This is a genomic window from Ignavibacteria bacterium, assembly GCA_016873845.1.
Taxonomy (GTDB): Bacteria; Bacteroidota; Ignavibacteria; order Ch128b; family Ch128b; genus JAHJVF01.
In genome coordinates, this window is the sequence record VGVX01000002.1 from 1 (window position 1) to 18,811 (window position 18,811).

Sequence of the window (18,811 nt, forward strand, 5' to 3'; positions counted from 1 at the left end):
AAAAAGAACAAGCGAGATATAATCGATATTGATTATGAAGAAGTTGATGAAAATGACAAGGGCAAACAGTAATTATTCAATTTCAATTTAAAACTTATTTCATTGAGAAAAATATTTATAAATTTTCTTAAAATATTTTTTAAAGCTCCGAAATCAAATCTACCCAGGCCCGATGAAATTAAAAATATTCTGATAATTCGGCAGCACAATCAATTTGGAGATATGCTTACCTCCGTTCCTTTATTCCGTGCATTAATTGAAAATATTCCCGACTGCAGAATTACTTTAATCGCAAGCCCCGATAACATCAAAGCTGTTAGACAGAATGAAATGTTATCTAACATTATTCTGTTCGATAAGAAAAAATTATTTTCAGTAAGATATATTAAATATTTAGCAACACAGCTAAGGGGAAAAAAGTTTGAACTTGGCTTAGTTCCAGTGACAGTTTCCATCTCGTTCACAAGCGGTATTCTTGTGAGATTGGCAAAATGCAAATATCTTATTGGTCCCAGCTCATTAGACGGAAAATTGTTTTCTGGTAGATTCTTGTTCAACTCTGCAGTAGATTTTGATTGGCGTGAAAATACAGATGTTCATATATCAAAAAGAATTTTGAAAATACTCGAACCAATTAAGATTTCGACAAAAAATTTAAGGAGCCACATTTTAATAACTGAAACAGATCGAGTCTATGCGGACAAGTTTTTCAATGGAGTAGATAAACCGAAAATTGGTCTTCACATTGGCGCAGGTAAAATTCAAAACCGATGGAGTGTGGATAATTTTGCTGAGTTGATGAATAAACTTAATTCAAAATATAATCCGTTTTTCTTTTTAACAGTAGGGCAAATGGATGAAGAATTATATAATCAGTTACATAAAATGATTAATTTTGATTTGATACCAATGAGAACTCAAACTATACCCCAAATTGCGGCCGTTATCGAAAAATCCGACTTGTTCATCTCAAACGATACAGGAATAATGCATGTTGCGGGAGTCACAAATTGTCCAATGATCTCTTTATTTGGACCGACAAACCCGAAAATGTGGTCACCTATCGGTGAAAATAAATATTTTATAAAAAAAGAAAATGATATAAATTCAATTCAAGTAGACGATGTACTCGAATTTGCAGAAAGAATTTTGAATGAAACATACTAATATTGCAGCGATCGATCTCGGTACTAATTCATTTCATCTTGTTGTAGTTAGACTTGAACAGGGCGGGCATTTCGAGATCATTCACAAACAAAGAGAAGTTGTTCGAATCGCAATGAGAAGCTCAGCAGATATGAAATCACTCTCATCGGCTGGAATTAAAAGAGCAATGCAAGTGCTCCAAATATTTAAAGAGATCGCCGATAAACATAATGCTGAAATCTATGCGGTGGCTACAAGTGCAATTAGGGAAGCTCCAAATCAAAAGCAATTCCTTAATATTGTTAAAGAAAAGTTGGGAATCGATATAAATGTTGTCTCAGGATTTGAAGAAGCCAGATTGATTTATTTAGGTGTTCTGCAGGGAATGAATATTTACAACAAAAAAGTTTTACTGATTGATATCGGCGGTGGAAGTACGGAACTATTAATCGGGAAAAAAGGGAAAATCGAATACGCAGCAAGTGTAAAACTGGGCGCAGTCAGATTAACGTCAAAATATTTTAATAAAAATGAGAAATTTACTAAATCAAAGATTGAGTCTTGCAGGAAACATATTTCAGCGGAATTAAATCCAATATTGAGGCAGGTTAGACGTCTTGGCTATACGAATGTAATTGGGACTGCAGGAACTATTCAGGCAATTGGTCATATTCTCCGTGCTGAATTCAATAATAAGCAGAATAATTATGTTCCCCTCCATAATTTTTCTTTTACACAAGCTGAGTATAAAAAGGTTGCTGAGCAGATATTTAAAGCACAAACGAAAGAAAAATTATTAGAAATAAATGGAATTGATTCCGGGCGTGTAGATATCATCACCGCAGGCACAATAATATTTGATGAGATTGTTCGTAAGCTGAAGATCAAGAAACTTACGATAAGCGGCTATGCGATGCGTGAAGGAATTATTATAGATGCGATTGAAAAATTTAGTACGAGTGGAGAGGAAAGAAGTAAATTAATGCAGCTTAGGAATGACAGTGTCGTTCAACTGGGAAAGAGTTACAATTTTGATTTTCCGCATTCTGCTCAAGTAAAAAAGATTGTGCTAATATTATTTGATGAGATCCGTAGATTTCACAAGTTTTCTGCTGAAGCAAGAGAACTACTCGAATATGCCGCATTGCTTCATGATATTGGATACCATATCTCGATTGCAAAGCATCACAAACATTCCTACTATTTAATAAAGAATTCCGAAATGCTCGGATTCAACCAGCGTGAAATTGAAATTATAGCAAACATTGCCAGATATCACCGGAAAGCGCTTCCAAAAGAGAATCATGAAAATCTTATACCTTTAGATAAAGAGGATCGAGCACTGGTTGAAAAACTTTCCAGCTTGCTTCGTTTAGCAGACGGTTTGGAAAAAACCCACGCGGCATTAATTAAAGATATTAAAATCAAACCATTGGGGAATGAGTTTTTGATGACTTTGCGATATCTAACTACTCCTCCTGAAACAGAATTGTGGGCTGCTGAAAAAAGAAAACAGGTTTTGGAAGATGTTTTCAAAATTAAATTAAAAATCGAGTTGGAAAAAATTCGGTATTAAGTTTTTCAAAGTTGTCACGGGATTGATTAATGGAAAATTTTAACTATTCAAAATTTGAAACTGAACTGTCTGTCCGCCCAGATGATATTGATATGAACAATCATGTTCATTTCTCAAAATATCTCGATTATGTTCTCGCCGCACGTCATGATCAATTGAAACGATGCTATAAAATGTCGATGGAGGATTTTCATGCAATGGGATATAATTGGGTCGTGAAGAATTGTTTTATAGTGTACAAACGTCCTTTATTTATTAGCGATCATTTCATCGTAAAAACAGGAATTGAGAGCATTAACGCTTCCAGTGCAAAAGTTGCATTTGAAATTATTAAAAAAGAAACCAGAAAACTTTGTGCAGATGGAAATTTCGAATTCACTTTGATAAGCATTGCATCCGGCAAGATCCAAAAAATCCCTCAATCAATAATTGATCATTATTCATTTTAATCCGACTACTGATTTCGCTTCGTCAGACGAAGCATCTATTGAATCTAAAGGGTAATATTAGGTTCTTCCCTGAAGGGGTTCTTCAGACACTTTGTCTGCTTGCCGCAGGTAAATTCAAACTTGTCTGAATTTTTAGACGAATCTGATGAGTTAGAATGACCGTTCTGCAGAACTTAATTTTCAAATTGATTTACTTTACGAACTTTTCACTATAATTGCACATTAACTTCGTTCAGTGTAAGCTTTATAAACTTTATTACTATCTAATCAAATTAAACAGAAATCACTCTTTGCATTTGGGGCGTGCATTTTTTAATTTTGTAAAAATTTTTTGTACAATCTGATACTGTATGTCTAAAGTATATATTGAAGATTTAGCCCGCCATGTTAACTCCGAAGTTGAGCTTAAAGGTTGGATTTATAATAAAAGATCAAGCGGAAAGATTCGTTTTATTGTTTTACGCGACGGCACAGGAATTTGCCAGTGCGTTCTTGTAAAATCAAATCTATCTGAGGAGACTTTCAATCTTTTTGATAAATTAACACAAGAATCCGCGGTTAGGATTGTAGGTAAAGTTAGAAAAGAAAACCGGTCGCCCGGGGGATTCGAGATCGAATTAAAAGAGCTTGAAATTATATCAATTGCCGAAGAATATCCAATTACACCAAAGGATCATGGAATAGAATTTTTGATGGACAGACGACATTTGTGGCTGCGTTCAAGCAGGCAGCATGCTATACTTAGAGTTCGTCATGAAATTATAAAAGCTATTCGTAACTTTTTTGATAACAAGGGATTTACACTTGTTGATTCACCAATTTTAACTCCTGCAGCTTGCGAGGGGACATCTACACTATTTGAAACTAATTACTTTGATTTAGGTAAGGCATTCTTGTCTCAATCAGGTCAACTGTATGCTGAAGCTTCTGCTTTAGCCCTTGGGAAAGTATACACATTTGGTCCCACATTTCGTGCAGAAAAATCAAAAACGCGCCGGCATTTGACCGAATTTTGGATGGTAGAGCCTGAGGTCGCTTTTTTTGATTTGAATGATGACATGGATCTCGCTGAGGAATTCGTTGAATATATAGTTCAGACTGTTTTAAAAAACAGATCACAAGAATTAAAACTGCTTGAAAGGGATATTTCTAAACTGGAAAATGTGAAAAGGCCATTTCCTCGATTGCACTATGAAGAAGCAATTGAAATCTTAAAGAAAGACGGAATTAATTTTGAGTGGGGGAATGATCTCGGCGGAACTGATGAAACGGTTTTAGCAGAAAAATTTGATAAACCTGTTATGATTCATCATTATCCTGCTCAAGTTAAAGCATTTTATATGAAACGCGACCCGAATGATTCTCGATATGCGCTTGCTGTTGATATGTTAGCTCCGGAAGGATATGGTGAAATAATTGGCGGAAGTCAAAGAGAAGATAACTATGACTTACTTCTCCATCGGATCAAAGAACATTATCTGCCTCAGGAAGCATTCGATTGGTATCTCGATCTTAGAAGATTTGGCAGTGTTCCTCATGCCGGTTTTGGATTAGGTGTTGAAAGAACTGTCGCTTGGATCTGTAAGCTTGATCACCTTCGTGAAACGATTCCATTTCCCAGAATGATTTATAGAAACACTCCTTAAGTAAATGTAGAATGAGGATTTGGGAATGCGGAATTTGATTTTACACTCAATTTTTGTGAAAAGAAAAATTCAAAATTTTATAAATTCTAATAACTAAATGTTTGAAATTATTCTCTTTATATTCTTTGCATTGACTGCTGTCACATCTGCAGTCATTATGATTACACGGGCTAATCCGGTTATCTCGGCAATTTTTTTGATAATCAATTTTTTCGCACTTGCAGGATTGTATCTTGTTCTTAATGCTCAGTTTATAGCGGCGCTTCAGATTTTAGTTTATGCCGGTGCTATAATGGTACTTTTCGTTTTTGTGATCATGCTTCTAAATCTTGATGATGAAGAAGCTTTGACAGATAGATTCAACATTAAGAGAATAGCGGCGATATCTGTCGGTGTAGTGATTTTCATTCAAATTGCGTATGTAATTCTTTTTAAAGGGAATTCTGCAATAAACTATCCGCAATCGAATAATTCTGTGACAGCCGGAAAGATCGAAAGTATCGGGATGCAATTATTTACTACTTATTTGATCCCATTTGAAATCACTTCTATGCTTTTGATTGCAGCGATGATTGGGGCTATTGTATTAGCAAAAAGGAAATTCGAATGATCGGAATTGAATTTTATTTAATAGTAAGTGCATTAATGTTTTGTATAGGTGTCGTCGGTGTGATCACCCGTCGAAATGCGATTATCGTTTTTATGTCTATTGAGTTGATGTTGAATTCTGTGAATCTAACATTTGTTACATTTTCATCTTTTCTTGGAGATAGTGCAGGACAAATTTTTGTATTCTTTGTCATGACTGTCGCTGCAGCAGAAGCTGCTGTTGGTCTTGCAATAATAATCGCAATCTTCAGAAATAAATTAACTGTTAACTTAGACGAAATTAATATTCTCAAGTGGTAATCTGATTGATGTTTACAAATTTAATTTACCTCGCAGTTTTTTTTCCTCTGATTGGATTCATTTTAAATTCATTTCTTGGGAGAAAAATCAAAAGTGAAAAAGTTGTTGGAATTATCGGAAGTGGTGCTGTCGGTTTAGCATTTTTGATTTCCGCTTTTTCATTTTTTGAAGTATTAGCTCTTCCAGTCGATGAACGAACTATTATAGTAACCCTCTTCCAGTGGATGAAAGTGGCAAACCTTGATATTTCATTTGGCTACCAAGTTGACCCGCTTTCGCTGGTGATGAGTCTGATTGTCACTGGTGTTGGACTTTTAATTCATGTTTACTCAATTGGATATATGCATGGAGATAAGGGATTTGCGAGATTCTTTGCTTATTTAAATTTATTCATCTTCATGATGATGAATTTGATTTTAGCGGATAATTTTGTTCTGCTATTTTTAGGATGGGAAGGAGTCGGGCTTTGTTCATATCTATTAATTGGATTTTGGTATGATAGAAAATTCGAAAAGAGCACTACTGCTGATGCTGCAAAAAAAGCTTTTATAGTGAATCGAATTGGCGACTTCGGATTTTTACTCGGAATGTTCTTAATTTATATGACCTACGGCAGCTTGAAATTTTCAGAGGTATTTTTATTTGCAGATAAAATTCCAGTTCCTGAGATTACATTAACTTTAATAACTTTGTTTTTATTTATTGGAGCAACAGGAAAATCAGCACAGATTCCCTTATTTGTATGGCTTCCGGATGCGATGGCGGGTCCAACACCTGTTTCTGCACTCATTCATGCTGCAACTATGGTGACTGCAGGTGTATATATGGTATCAAGGTGTTCTATTTTATTCATTCAAGCAGAAACTACAATGATGATCATTGCAGTGATTGGGCTTGCAACAGCTTTCATTGCAGCAACAATTGGCTTAGTGCAGAACGATATTAAAAAAGTTTTAGCGTACTCTACAGTCAGTCAACTCGGATTTATGTTCCTCGCACTTGGAGTTGGCGCCTTCACTGCTGGAATTTTTCACTTAATGACTCATGCTTTTTTCAAAGCTTTATTATTTCTTGGTGCGGGTTCAGTAATTCATGCAATGCATGATGAACAAGACATTCGAAAAATGGGTGGATTAAAATCGATCATGCCGAAAACTTATTGGACGTTTTTAGCTGCAGCACTTGCAATTTCTGGTATCCCACCCCTATCAGGATTTTTCTCGAAAGATGAAATACTTTGGAAATCATTTGCGGATGGATCGAGCATACTTTATGTGATTGCCATTACAACTGCAATGATGACTGCATTTTATATTTTTAGATTATTCTTCTTGACATTTGAAGGAAAGAGAAGATGGTCTGAGCAACTACATCTGCATGAATCTCCTTCAGTGATGACAGTGCCTTTGATTATTCTCGGAGTTCTATCAGTCATTGGCGGCTTGATAGGGATGCCCGCACTCTTTGTCGGCGAAAATGGAAATCTGTTTGCATCATGGCTGGCTCCAGTATTTCAGCCTGCTCTAAGTAAAATAACTCATTATGGAGAACATTCTCATACGACAGAATTTCTACTAATGATTTTATCAGCAGGGATTGCTGTGGTTTCAATTTATCTTGCAAGAAAATTCTATCTTCAAAATATTAGACCGATTACTTCACTTGTAAATAATTTTACAAAACTGTATAAACTTCTGCTCAACAAATATTGGATTGATGAAGTCTACGATCTTCTCGTTGTTAATCCTATAAAAACTGCATCTGAAAAATTTCTGTGGAAAGTTAATGACGTTAAGATCATTGATGGATTCTTGAATGGGACTGCGGCATTTTTTGATTCAGGAAGCAAGTTCATTCGAAAGATCCAAAATGGAGTTGCACAGTTTTACGCTCTCGTAATGGTTTTTGGAATCGCTATAATACTTTTTATACTTTTCATTTTTTAATATGCTGGAAAATTACATTTTAACTGCGACAATTTTTATACCGCTGATTGGTGCGGTGGTACTTCTTTTTATTAATTCCGAGAAAAGTAATCTGTTAAAATATACTGCATTGAGCTTTTCTTTAGTCACATTCATTGTTTCTTTATTTCTTTATTTTGGTTTTGACTCATTAAAATCAGAGTTTCAATTCCTTACAAAAATAGAATGGATTAAAAGTCTGAATGCAAGCTATCACATCGGGATTGATGGAATTTCATTACTTCTAATTCTGCTCACGACTTTTATCACACCGATTACTTTAATTTCATCCTGGGAGAGCATTCAGAAAAAAGTGAAAGAATTCTTATTCTTTTTCCTTGTGCTGGAAACAGGAATGATCGGTGTGTTTGCCTCGCTTGATTTATTCCTTTTCTACATCTTTTGGGAATCAATGCTCATTCCAATGTACTTCATTATTGGAATATGGGGCGGTGAAAGAAAAATTTACGCTGCTGTAAAATTTTTCATTTATACAATGTTCGGCAGTTTGCTAATGCTCGTTGCAATTATTGCTCTCGGAATTTATGGAATGAACAGTATTGGATATTTTACAACTGATTTTCTGATTCTCAAAAATGTAGCTCCACAATTAACGCAATCGGTTCAGCTATTAATGTTTTTAGGTTTTGCATTAAGCTTCGCTATTAAGGTTCCACTTTTCCCATTTCACACGTGGTTACCCGATGCCCACGTTGAAGCACCAACAGCCGGCAGTGTCATTCTTGCTGGAGTTTTATTGAAAATGGGTACCTATGGATTAGTTCGTTTTTGTCTTCCTATGTTCCCGCAAGTTTCAATTGATTTGGCTCCTTATATAAGTGCATTGGCAATCGTTGGAATCATTTACGGTGCCTTAGTTGCTATGGTGCAGCCTGATATGAAAAAATTGATCGCATATAGTTCAGTAAGCCATTTGGGATTTGTTGTACTTGGAATTTTTGCAATGAACATTGAAAGCTTGCAAGGAGCTGTAATCCAGATGATAAATCACGGCTTATCTACTGGGGCTCTCTTTTTGATGGTTGGAATGATATATGACAGACGTCATACAAGATTGATTTCGGAATATGGCGGGATCGCAAAACAAGTTCCAATTTTTTCGACGATCCTTTTAATTGTTTCACTTAGTTCGATTGGATTACCTTTATTAAATGGATTCATTGGTGAGTTTTTAATTTTAATTGGTACTTTTAAATCTGCTGTATTAGCAAGGTGGTGGTTTGCTGCACTCGCTGCAACCGGAGTCATTTTCGCTGCTATTTATCTATTGTGGATGTATCAACGAATTGTTTTTGGAAAGATGGAAAATCCACAAAATGAAAAACTGAATGATCTAAACAAGAGGGAAATTGGATTATTAATTCCAATTTTAATATTTATTGTTTGGATTGGTATTTATCCTTCAACCTTTCTTAATAAATCAGAAGAATCTGTAAAAAATATTTTAAGGGACGTTGATCAAATTAAAAAAGAGTTAGTAGTTATAAATCCTAAGATAAATTGATGAAAAAAATAATATTCTTATTTGCACTTTTATTTTTATTACTTACGCATACCGAATTCGGATTAGCGAATTCTTCATTAGCAAGCGTGAGCGATACAACATCCCAGACACTCTCAACTGCAGCTTCTTCACATGCTGAAAAAACTTTGCCATCCGCATTTATGGTAATTCCATTTGTGGTTTTATTGCTGATGATCGCGACTGGTCCATTATTTTACAAACATTTTTGGGAACATCACTATCCTAAGGTTGCAATTTTTCTTGGGATGATTACTGTTACTTATTATTTGGTTGTATTAAAAGACTCTCACAGTTTAATTCACACGCTGGAGGAGTATCTTTCATTTATAGCTTTGCTGACTTCTCTTTTTGTTGCTTCAGGCGGGATATTAATTAAGATCGATCGAAAGTCAACGCCATTTGCAAATGTTATTTTTTTGTTATTCGGCGCATTGATCTCTAATCTCATTGGAACAACCGGAGCCTCAATGCTATTGATCCGTCCATTTCTTAGGATGAATCGTGATAGAATTAATACGTATCATGTAGTGTTCTTCATTTTTATAGTGAGCAACATGGGAGGCGGTTTGACACCTATTGGGGATCCTCCGTTGTTTCTTGGTTTTTTGAGAGGAGTTGATTTCTTTTGGGTCGCAACACATGTTTGGCACATCTGGTTAATTGGTGTATTGAGTATTTTAATTGTATTTTATTTCATTGATAAAAGAAACAGTGGTAAAGGAGAATCTGTTACTGAGTACACCGGAAAAATTGAACTTCGCGGCGCAAAGAATTTTATATACTTGTTAATTGTCATTATCTCAGTTTTTCTCGATCCAAAAGTTTTGAGCTGGGTTCCGAGTCTCCATCCACTCCCATTTGGAATTCGAGAAATCATAATGTTCTCCGTTGCCTTTTTCTCGTATAAGTTTGCGAATAAAGAGGCGCTTAAAGGGAATGAATTTGACTTTGATCCTATCAAAGAAGTTGCATTTTTATTTATAGGAATTTTTGCAACAATGATCCCTGCACTTCAATTAATTGCATATGAGACAAAAGTTTATGGTGCTCAATTGACTGCAGATATTTTTTATTGGGGGACTGGAATACTCTCGGCATTTCTTGATAATGCACCCACATATCTAAACTTTTTGAGTGCAGCAATGGGCAAGTTTGGATTAAATATTGATCTTTACCAAGATGTACATCATTTTCAAGAACAGGATCCGATTTATTTAATGGCTATTTCTGTGGCTGCTGTATTTTTCGGTGCAATGACTTACATAGGTAATGGTCCAAACTTCATGGTAAAATCAATTTCTGAGCGTGCTGGCATTGAAGTGCCGAGCTTTATCGGATATCTTGTTAAATATGCAATTCCAATTTTAATTCCGATCTTTACAATTATTTGGTTAGTATTCTTTTATGGCAGAGGTTAATATGAACACGATAAAAAAAGCTTTAGAAGAAAAGAAAAATGGTCTTTACTATGGCAATAGAATTATTTTACCATTTAACTGCACTTTGCTTAAGCTGATCTATCAATCAGAAATCATTTATGATTTCTCACACTGCAGCAGCGAAGTGATAGTATCTGAAGGTGAAAATTTTACTGACATTTACATGAAGAGACACAAATATCTGAAAGATGATATTTCGAAGTATGAAAATATTAAAATAGTTACCGCCGAGAAGGGGAGTGATATCTTTGATTTCTCAAATCATGTTAAACTCATACTTACACTGAATGACGACCATAGAATTATAATTGAAACACCAACCGACGATCAAGTCTTTATAGATTAATATGGATATAAATTCATTTATAAATATTTTACCGATTCTTCTAATAACTCTTTTGGCTTTAGTCGCAATATTAATTGAAGCATTTATTAAGAAAAGTGAATCGATTCTTCATTGGCTGACAGTGATTGGAACGTTCGGTATTGCAGCTTATTCTCTCCTTAGCATTCATGAGCAATATCTGAATTTTTCAGGTATGATACATTCTGGGGGAATCACGCATGTTTTTTATTTTGCGTTTTTAGTAACTACTGGAATGATAGCTTTAGTTTCAAAGAATTACATGACAAAAATTCAGTTTCATCATGGAGAATATTACTTACTTCTCATGCTTGCCGCATTAGGAATGATGGTAATGGCTTCATCCCGAGATCTGATGCTCACTTTCCTTGGATTAGAATTGATGTCGGTAAGTTTTTATGTTCTTGCGGGATTCAATCGAAAAAAACTTTTAAATAACGAAGCTTCATTAAAGTATTTTTTACTTGGTGCATTTGCAACTGGTTTTTTACTGTATGGAATTGCTCTTATTTATGGATCGGCAAAAACAACAAGCATTTCGACAATCGTTGGTTCTTTTCCATCACTCCTTTCTAATGTAGTCTTTACACTTGGATTAATTCTTTTTTTAATTGGTTTATCTTTCAAAATCGCAGCATTTCCGTTTCACATGTGGGTGCCGGATGTTTATGAAGGTAGTCCAACAACAGTTACTGCGTTCATGTCTACTGCGGGAAAAATGGCAGCCTTTGCTGCTATAATTGTTTCGCTATATGGTTCTACAATACAACCTCAAATGTTTTCAGATTTAGGAAACATACTCGCTATACTTTCAGTTTTGAGTATGCTTTTTGGAAGTATTGTTGCTCTGGCACAAACTAATTTAAAACGAATGCTTGCTTATTCAAGTATTGCGCATGCAGGTTATTTGCTGATTGGAATTGCAGCCGCAAACAAGCTCGGATTGAGCGGAGTTATTTATTATTTGATCGTTTATGCTTTTATGAACATTGGAGCGTTTTTAATTATTTCACTATTTGAAGATTCTACAGATAAGAGAATTCAGCTCGACGATTTAGCCGGATTGGTCAATCAAAAACCATTGATTGCAGCTTTTATGGCGATGTTCATGTTTGCTTTATCAGGGCTTCCTCCATTTGGTGGTTTCTTTGGTAAGTATTATGTCTTCGTTTCTGCGATCGATGCAGGCATGACGTGGCTGGCTGTGATCGGTGTTTTATCTAGTGTTATCGCTGTCTATTTTTATTTGCGTGTAATCATATACATGTATTTTAGAGAGACTCAAGTTTATATCTCCGCAAACTATTCATTTACTGAAAATTTTGTATTAGTCGTAAGTATTTTGATTGTGCTGCACATGGGAATTTTCCCTTCGACAGTGCTCGATTTGATCACTAGATATTTATAACGTAATTTAATTTTAATCGAGCTTAATAATAAAATTGCATGATTAAAGTTGTAACATCGTCAGAGATTAAAAAATTAGATCAACTCGCCTCTTCGTACTATAAAATTCCATCAATTATTCTAATGGAAAACGCTGCCATCGGTGTTGTGGATTTCATAACAGAATATTTATGTAAAACAAACCAGATAGATCGTATTTTAATTCTTTGCGGACACGGCAATAATGGAGGTGATGGTTTCGCAATCGCACGGCATCTAGTTATTCGTGGATTTGATGTTACCGTCCAATTTGTTGGTGAACAAAAAAAACTATCGAAAGATGCAAAAACGAATTTTGAAATTCTTAAGAAGTTCGAAAAATATGAATCCAATTTAAAGATCATATTAACTCGGAAACCGATTTCACTCAGGAATGCTGCTGATACAAATTTAGTGATCGACGCAATGCTTGGTACAGGATTAAACTCTGCTCTCCGAAAACCTTATAATAAAATTGTAAATTGGATAAATAAAGTTGATGCAATCAAACTCGCAGTTGATCACCCCACTGGCTTATCGAGTGATGATGGATTTGTTCCGAATTATTGCTTCGAAGCTGACTATACTTTAACCATGGGCCTTCCAAAAATCGGTACACTAATAAATGAGGGGCCTAAAAATTCCGGACAATTAGAGATTGTTGACATATCTTATCCAAATTCATTGTCCAGCAAATCAGAAATTAAGTCCTCCTTGATAGAAATCTCTGATGTAAAATCATTTCTCCCCAAAAGAAACTTAGACTCACATAAATATTCAGTCGGTAAAGTACTCGGAATTTCTGGTTCAAAAGGATTGACTGGCGCAGCAATCATGTCATCTGAATCTGCACTTCTTGCCGGATGCGGCGGAGTACTTCAATTAACCACGAATAAGCTGCAAAATGTTTTTTCCAAAAAGTTAAAAGAGGTAATGACATTTTCTGTTGAAAGTGAAAATTATTTCCTTGCTACTTCTGATTTTAAAAAGATAAAACCAAAAATTGAATGGGCGGATATTCTGATGATTGGACCTGGGCTTGGTAGAAAAAACGAAACCGCAGAATTGCTATGGGAAATCTTTACTAAGTTTCCCAAAAAGAAAAAAGTTTTAGATGCTGATGGATTAAATTTATTAGCGGATCAAATTATTTCGAAGAACTTAGACCTCTCGAATTCTATTTTAACCCCTCATCTCGGTGAATTCTCGAGATTAATTCGAAAAGATGTTGAGTTCATCAAGCGAAATTTACTGCAAGCAGGCAGCAAGTTTGCCAAGAATAATAGGTGCATTTTAGTTCTGAAGGGAGCTCCAACTATCATCTTCGATGAAAAAGGAAATAGTTATATCAATTCTACTGGAAATCCGGGAATGGCAACAGTTGGAATGGGAGATGTATTGACCGGTATCATTTCCGGACTTTACTCCCAAGGAATATCCGCGATTGAAGCTGCGATCTGCGGTGTATTCATTCACGGACTTTCTGGAGATATAGCAAAGAGAAGAAAGAACGAATTTAGCTTGATCTCTTCGGATGTTCAGCAAAATATCTCGAGAGCATTCAGCCTTATTATTTCAGGCTGATGATGATATCTGGAACATAAAAAAAATCAATTAGTTACAAATTTGTGGTTGAAAGTTTTATGCAGTTGGTTTAACTTACAATCAAATTTTAAGATAAAGGACGAGAACGATGCCAGTATTAAAGACACCCAAAGCAGACTTAAAACGGAAATATCAGAGAGTCTTCGAAATATCATTGATCATGGCTTTAACGGTTTTAATTATCGCATTTAAGTTTTTCCCAACTTTCGAAGGTTCTGGCGCTGAAATGCAGGCAGTGCAAGAATTAGTTAACGTTGAAGATATCGTTAAAACGAAGCAAGAAAACAAACCACCGCCCCCGCCAAAACCTCCGATTCCAATTGAAGCACCATCTGATGATGTACTTGAAGATATTGAAATTGGAAGCACGGAAATAGACCTATCACAAACATTTGAAGCTCCACCTCCACCCCCAAAAGAGACTAAAGTGATCGAAGAGGAAGTGACATATTTTGAAGTCGTTGAAGATATGCCTGAACCAATTGGCGGTATTCAAGCGATTCAATCCAAAATTACTTACCCGGAAATTGCAAAGAGAGCGGGAGTCGAAGGAAAAGTTTATATCTTAGCTTATGTCAATGAACAAGGTGAAGTCACTAAGACAGAAGTTTTACGAGGAATAGGTGCTGGATGTGATGAAGCAGCAGAAAAAGCTGTGAGGGATACTAAATTCAAACCAGGCAAGCAGAGGGGAAAACCAGTCAAAGTTAAAGTTGCTGTTCCAATTGTGTTCACATTGAAATAAGCTTTCATTATAACTTATTAAGCTGCTCTTGTTAAAGTTGAGTTTTCACAATCATTTTTCTGCCATCTGGATGAAAAATAATTGCCTTCGGAAGGCAAGCATTGAACCAAATAAATTGGATGGCTCTCGTTCACTTACTAAATCAGTCTGAGTACAGCAGCATGAATCAATTTTAATTCTGCTTGAAGCTAGAAGCAGATTATAAAAACATCTCGAAACAACCATTAATACAGCTCTGCATTTAATGAAGTCTCAACGGATTTTGTGCCCCATTCATAAATCCAACATTTAAACGGCTTATTTATTTTTTTTCTTCTAAACTAAGAATACAGGTATATTCTTTTCTTTTCAGATGGAACAATAAATCCGTTGAAATTTCATCCCCAATCATTTTTAATTTGATAAAGCCATAAACTGTAAAGACCAAAGTGTCACATTATCTCCAGCAGTTAAAATGACTTTTTATTAAGTAAATTGAGCTTTAATGATTTACAGAAACAATAAATCCATTCAGTCGAATAGTTATTAGACAACTGCCGCTGAAATAAAAGAATTCATACTTGTACAAAAAAAAGCCCGCATATCTGCGGGCTTTGTATGCAATATGAATTACCGGGCGTTACTTGATTAACACCATCTTTTTAGTTTGACTGAATTCACCTGCAGTCAATCTATAAATGTAGGTACCGCTTGCAAGTCTCGATGCATTGAATTCATAGTTATACTCACCAGCGTTCATTGTTTCATTCTTTATCAATGTTGCAACGAGTTCACCAAGCACATTGTAAATCATCAATGACACAGCACTCTCTTTCGGCAATCCAAATCGTATCGTAGTATTTGGATTGAATGGATTCGGATAATTTTGATACAGAGAGTATTCTTTCGGGATTTCGAACTCAGTTTCTACTCCAACTAAAACTACATCTTTAAGATGTGACGAGTCGGGTAAAACAGCAAATGTATCAACTACTACTGCTGAACTTAGATAGCGATGCATTTTGAGAGTATGATCGGCACCAAATCCACCTTCATTGTCGTTTCCACCGCCATTGTTTGCGGCATCGCCAAAGTTAGCTCCATATTTGTATTTAACGGTTAATACCGTATATGGTGGGAAGTTTATTATACCGGAGAATTTTCTGTCACCAGGTGTAACATCGCCATGTGTACCGTCATCATAGAGTCTAATCATTTTTGACAGATCTGTATCAGGCCAACCGCCACCCGGCCATTGCAATGGGCTTGCACTCCCAGCAACATGTATAGTATTCATAGCTGGGAATGGCTGACCATTGATAACACTCACCGCTGTTGGCGGGACATAAACAGTAAATAACAATGTTGCTGGCTGATTTAATACCGTAGCCAATGTACCATTATTAAAGCTACCGCTGTAAGTTGCCATACCAGATGAAATATCAGCGGCAGTGAAAGTATAAATTCTATTTTCTACGCTTTCCCAATTATTTGGAGTGTACCAGAATTTGAATTCTATATTTTCACCTTCAGCCCCAAGAATTGTGAATGTACCTTCGTAGATATCTGGATTTAAAGGATTTGGAATTAAACGATTAGCTTTCGGTGTCCATCCTTGGAATGAACCATTAACAGAAACCGTATCAACTGCTGGATTGAATCTGCCTGATAGTCTTTCGAGTTCCATATTAACAGAGAAATACATACTTACGTTTTTGGATACTTTGTCATCTCTGTCAAAATACCCACCATCAACGATTTGCGCACCGTCAACGAGTGTGTATTCTCTATTCGGATCGCTTTCCCATCTATCTTGTGATGCGCTTACATCTACATACATGAATTTAAATTGTAAAACAGTTCCAGCAGTTCCGATGTTCGCAATCGTTACTGTGTAGATTGAATCACCATCACCATCGGACAGTTGATTGGTAGTTCCCCATCCATTAAATGAACCTCTAACATACAGTAAATCCTCCGCTGGATTAAATGCGCCTTCAAGAATTTTCACTTTCATGTTAACTTTAAAAGTGACCACTGGTGCTAAGTATGCAACAAAGTCTGTTGCATAATATCTTGGCTGGATTTGATATCCGCCAAAATAAACAGATGCAGATGGAGTGAATTGTGTAGCAACGCCTATTACTGAGACTGGATACGATACTTCTGTTTGACCATCTATATCAGTGTCTGCATCTATTCTCATGATAACTGTATCAGTTCCTGTTGAGCTCATTAGCATATTTGCATTTGAACCAGTTGCAGGCCAAGCTGGCGAACCAGCACGTTTTGAAAGTCCATTGATCCTGATCAATTTACCTTCGTATGTCTCACCGTTATTATTGAAATTTGCTACTGTTACAACCTCTGGGGCAGGGACAAATGCATTTTTCTTTAAGACGCGAATATTTTGATTATTTGCCGTAAAAGGTACGATTTCAGTCAAACCACGATAATGGTCTAATGTACCTGTAACTAAAACCGAATCTCCAAGATCAAATGGCATTACTGTACCGGATTTATATAAATTCATTCCTGCAGTATGATCTTGAATATAATATGATGTTGCCGTTCCGACGTAATTTGGCGATGTAATTACACCAGTAACCGTCATTGTATCACCGGTAACTTTTAAATCAGGTATGCCGTCATTGTTGGCATCAACTCTTGCTTGCGCGAGAGTATAGTATTTTATATGGTCGAGGATAACCAAAGGAACACGTAAGCCTGTTCCGTCCCACTCATTAGTATAGATAACTTCAAGTTTAGCATCTCCATCAACATTTGCAATGTTGATTACCCCAAATCTTCCATCTGAAGCAATACCTTTATCGATTAGGGAAGTTTCATAGCTGCTGGGACTTGTAATTGAACCACCAAGATATTTCATTCGAACTATACTGCCAACATTTGTTGCATTGAATGTTCCAAATACAAAATCGAGTTTGCCGTCTCTATCAATATCTCCATAATCCGATCCAACTAAACGACCTGCAGCTCCAATCAGAGTACTAAAATCGGCAATCTGAGTAGCCGTAAGAACGCCAGGGGCTGTTTCTTGGAGTAACAAAACAACTTTCGGATCACCAGCTGTAAACCCTCCTCCGATGACAATCTCTTTAGTATTATCATTGTTAAGGTCTACTACACAAGCACTTTTCCATGGTCCGCCAGTGACTAATCCGACCTGAGAAGTTCCTTTCGACCAAGCTCCCGAACTGTAAGTAAAAGGTGTAACATCCCCATTAGCGTGGAAGAGATATACAGTACTTCCAAGAATAGCTAAATCATATAAAGTTGAAGTCGATACTCCCGTAACACCAAGAGCAGAATATTCCATTGTCCAGATTTCAGATCCATCTCCATTATCAGGGATGTTATTTACCGAAATAACTCCGAATCTATGGCCTGAAACTCGGCTTACAAAAATTAATTCTGGTGTAGTGTCATTATCAATATCATTGATGAACCACCTAATTGGTCGTAAGTTAGTATTGTCTGCAACACCCATATTCCATTGAGCGTTAGGTTTGAAATTAGTGCCATCTGGTACACCCAGAATGTCACTGCCATCCCCTTTAACTTCAAATACGACGACACGAGGAGGATTTAGATTTCCAGTTTCAAGAAAATTTACTGGTCCCCATATTACCTCTTTCTTGCCATCTTTGTCTAAATCACCAACGGTAAGCGCTGGATATGTATTTTGTTTGGGAATATTTAAAGTGGCTCTCCAAACAGTATCCCATTTTGTACCATCGAATTCGAATTTATAAATTCGTGGAATTAATTCTCCTGGGCCAGCATCGGTATAGTTACTATTTACAGCGTAAATTTCAACTTTACCATCGTTGTCGAGGTCGACACCTGAGACAATGTTGCCAAATCCTGCGGTCTCAATTGTTGGAGGGGCAATTGTTGTTTGTCTCACAAATCTCTCCACTTGGGCATAAGTGTTCGCAATTCCTATCCCGAATAGGAGGAGTGTGAGAAATACAAAATATATTTTTTTCATAAG

General features: G+C 36.1%; 14 protein-coding genes. 13 read left to right on the top strand and 1 reads right to left on the bottom strand.

Annotated features, from left to right (window positions below; genetic code table 11):
- Nucleotides 1-222: 222 nt before the first annotated feature.
- From FJ213_00680 to FJ213_00740, 13 genes are all read left to right on the top strand, one after another.
- Nucleotides 223-1,167 (top strand): glycosyltransferase family 9 protein, encoded by a 945-nt coding sequence (locus FJ213_00680; GenBank protein ID MBM4174679.1) that lies wholly within the window; start codon nucleotides 223-225, stop codon nucleotides 1,165-1,167.
- Entirely contained in the window at nucleotides 1,154-2,722 is a 1,569-nt protein-coding gene (locus FJ213_00685; protein MBM4174680.1) for a Ppx/GppA family phosphatase, read from the top strand. Before FJ213_00680 ends, FJ213_00685 begins: the two co-directional genes overlap by 14 nt.
- A gap of 29 nt (nucleotides 2,723-2,751) precedes the next feature.
- Nucleotides 2,752-3,171, top strand: coding sequence for an acyl-CoA thioesterase (locus FJ213_00690; protein MBM4174681.1), 420 nt, complete (start codon nucleotides 2,752-2,754; stop codon nucleotides 3,169-3,171).
- Nucleotides 3,172-3,521: 350 nt separating this feature from the next.
- On the top strand, nucleotides 3,522-4,817 hold the full coding sequence (asnS, locus tag FJ213_00695; GenBank protein MBM4174682.1) for an asparagine--tRNA ligase: 1,296 nt from the start codon (nucleotides 3,522-3,524) through the stop codon (nucleotides 4,815-4,817).
- A 97-nt stretch (nucleotides 4,818-4,914) separates the two neighbouring features.
- Entirely contained in the window at nucleotides 4,915-5,427 is a 513-nt protein-coding gene (locus FJ213_00700) for an NADH-quinone oxidoreductase subunit J (protein ID MBM4174683.1), read from the top strand.
- Nucleotides 5,424-5,726: an NADH-quinone oxidoreductase subunit NuoK gene (gene nuoK, locus FJ213_00705; protein MBM4174684.1), complete on the top strand. Its 303-nt coding sequence runs from the start codon at nucleotides 5,424-5,426 to the stop codon at nucleotides 5,724-5,726. Before FJ213_00700 ends, nuoK begins: the two co-directional genes overlap by 4 nt.
- An 8-nt stretch (nucleotides 5,727-5,734) precedes the next feature.
- Entirely contained in the window at nucleotides 5,735-7,672 is a 1,938-nt protein-coding gene (nuoL, locus tag FJ213_00710; GenBank protein MBM4174685.1) for an NADH-quinone oxidoreductase subunit L, read from the top strand.
- A gap of 1 nt (nucleotide 7,673) precedes the next feature.
- The gene (locus tag FJ213_00715; GenBank protein ID MBM4174686.1) at nucleotides 7,674-9,215 is read left to right on the top strand and encodes an NADH-quinone oxidoreductase subunit M; all 1,542 of its coding nucleotides are present in this window, start codon (nucleotides 7,674-7,676) and stop codon (nucleotides 9,213-9,215) included.
- A complete protein-coding gene (locus tag FJ213_00720) occupies nucleotides 9,215-10,654 on the top strand; it encodes a citrate transporter (GenBank protein ID MBM4174687.1) in 1,440 nt (479 codons plus the stop codon). Before FJ213_00715 ends, FJ213_00720 begins: the two co-directional genes overlap by 1 nt.
- A gap of 1 nt (nucleotide 10,655) precedes the next feature.
- Nucleotides 10,656-11,021: a hypothetical protein gene (locus FJ213_00725; GenBank protein ID MBM4174688.1), complete on the top strand. Its 366-nt coding sequence runs from the start codon at nucleotides 10,656-10,658 to the stop codon at nucleotides 11,019-11,021.
- 1 nt (nucleotide 11,022) lies between these two features.
- A complete protein-coding gene (locus FJ213_00730; protein MBM4174689.1) occupies nucleotides 11,023-12,447 on the top strand; it encodes an NADH-quinone oxidoreductase subunit N in 1,425 nt (474 codons plus the stop codon).
- Nucleotides 12,448-12,485: 38 nt separating this feature from the next.
- Entirely contained in the window at nucleotides 12,486-14,048 is a 1,563-nt protein-coding gene (locus tag FJ213_00735) for an NAD(P)H-hydrate dehydratase (GenBank protein ID MBM4174690.1), read from the top strand.
- A gap of 109 nt (nucleotides 14,049-14,157) precedes the next feature.
- Nucleotides 14,158-14,814 carry an energy transducer TonB gene (locus FJ213_00740; GenBank protein MBM4174691.1) on the top strand — a complete coding sequence of 219 codons (657 nt, stop codon included), beginning with the start codon at nucleotides 14,158-14,160 and terminating at the stop codon, nucleotides 14,812-14,814.
- Between the two features lie 619 nt (nucleotides 14,815-15,433).
- Here FJ213_00740 and FJ213_00745 read toward each other — a convergent pair.
- Entirely contained in the window at nucleotides 15,434-18,808 is a 3,375-nt protein-coding gene (locus tag FJ213_00745) for a T9SS type A sorting domain-containing protein (protein ID MBM4174692.1), read from the bottom strand.
- Between the last annotated feature and the right edge of the window lie 3 nt (nucleotides 18,809-18,811).

Excerpts from the sequence above, each read along its gene's own strand:
- FJ213_00720 (MBM4174687.1), top strand. The coding sequence starts at position 9,215 with ATGAAAAAAATAATATTCTTATTTGCACTTTTATTTTTATTACTTACG.
- FJ213_00745 (MBM4174692.1), bottom strand. The coding sequence starts at position 18,808 with ATGAAAAAAATATATTTTGTATTTCTCACACTCCTCCTATTCGGGATA.
- nuoL (MBM4174685.1), top strand. The coding sequence starts at position 5,735 with ATGTTTACAAATTTAATTTACCTCGCAGTTTTTTTTCCTCTGATTGGA.
- FJ213_00735 (MBM4174690.1), top strand. The coding sequence starts at position 12,486 with ATGATTAAAGTTGTAACATCGTCAGAGATTAAAAAATTAGATCAACTC.
- asnS (MBM4174682.1), top strand. The coding sequence starts at position 3,522 with ATGTCTAAAGTATATATTGAAGATTTAGCCCGCCATGTTAACTCCGAA.
- FJ213_00725 (MBM4174688.1), top strand. The coding sequence starts at position 10,656 with ATGAACACGATAAAAAAAGCTTTAGAAGAAAAGAAAAATGGTCTTTAC.
- nuoK (MBM4174684.1), top strand. The coding sequence starts at position 5,424 with ATGATCGGAATTGAATTTTATTTAATAGTAAGTGCATTAATGTTTTGT.
- FJ213_00685 (MBM4174680.1), top strand. The coding sequence starts at position 1,154 with ATGAAACATACTAATATTGCAGCGATCGATCTCGGTACTAATTCATTT.
- FJ213_00690 (MBM4174681.1), top strand. The coding sequence starts at position 2,752 with ATGGAAAATTTTAACTATTCAAAATTTGAAACTGAACTGTCTGTCCGC.
- FJ213_00740 (MBM4174691.1), top strand. The coding sequence starts at position 14,158 with ATGCCAGTATTAAAGACACCCAAAGCAGACTTAAAACGGAAATATCAG.
- FJ213_00715 (MBM4174686.1), top strand. The coding sequence starts at position 7,674 with ATGCTGGAAAATTACATTTTAACTGCGACAATTTTTATACCGCTGATT.
- FJ213_00700 (MBM4174683.1), top strand. The coding sequence starts at position 4,915 with ATGTTTGAAATTATTCTCTTTATATTCTTTGCATTGACTGCTGTCACA.
- FJ213_00680 (MBM4174679.1), top strand. The coding sequence starts at position 223 with ATGCTTACCTCCGTTCCTTTATTCCGTGCATTAATTGAAAATATTCCC.
- FJ213_00730 (MBM4174689.1), top strand. The coding sequence starts at position 11,023 with ATGGATATAAATTCATTTATAAATATTTTACCGATTCTTCTAATAACT.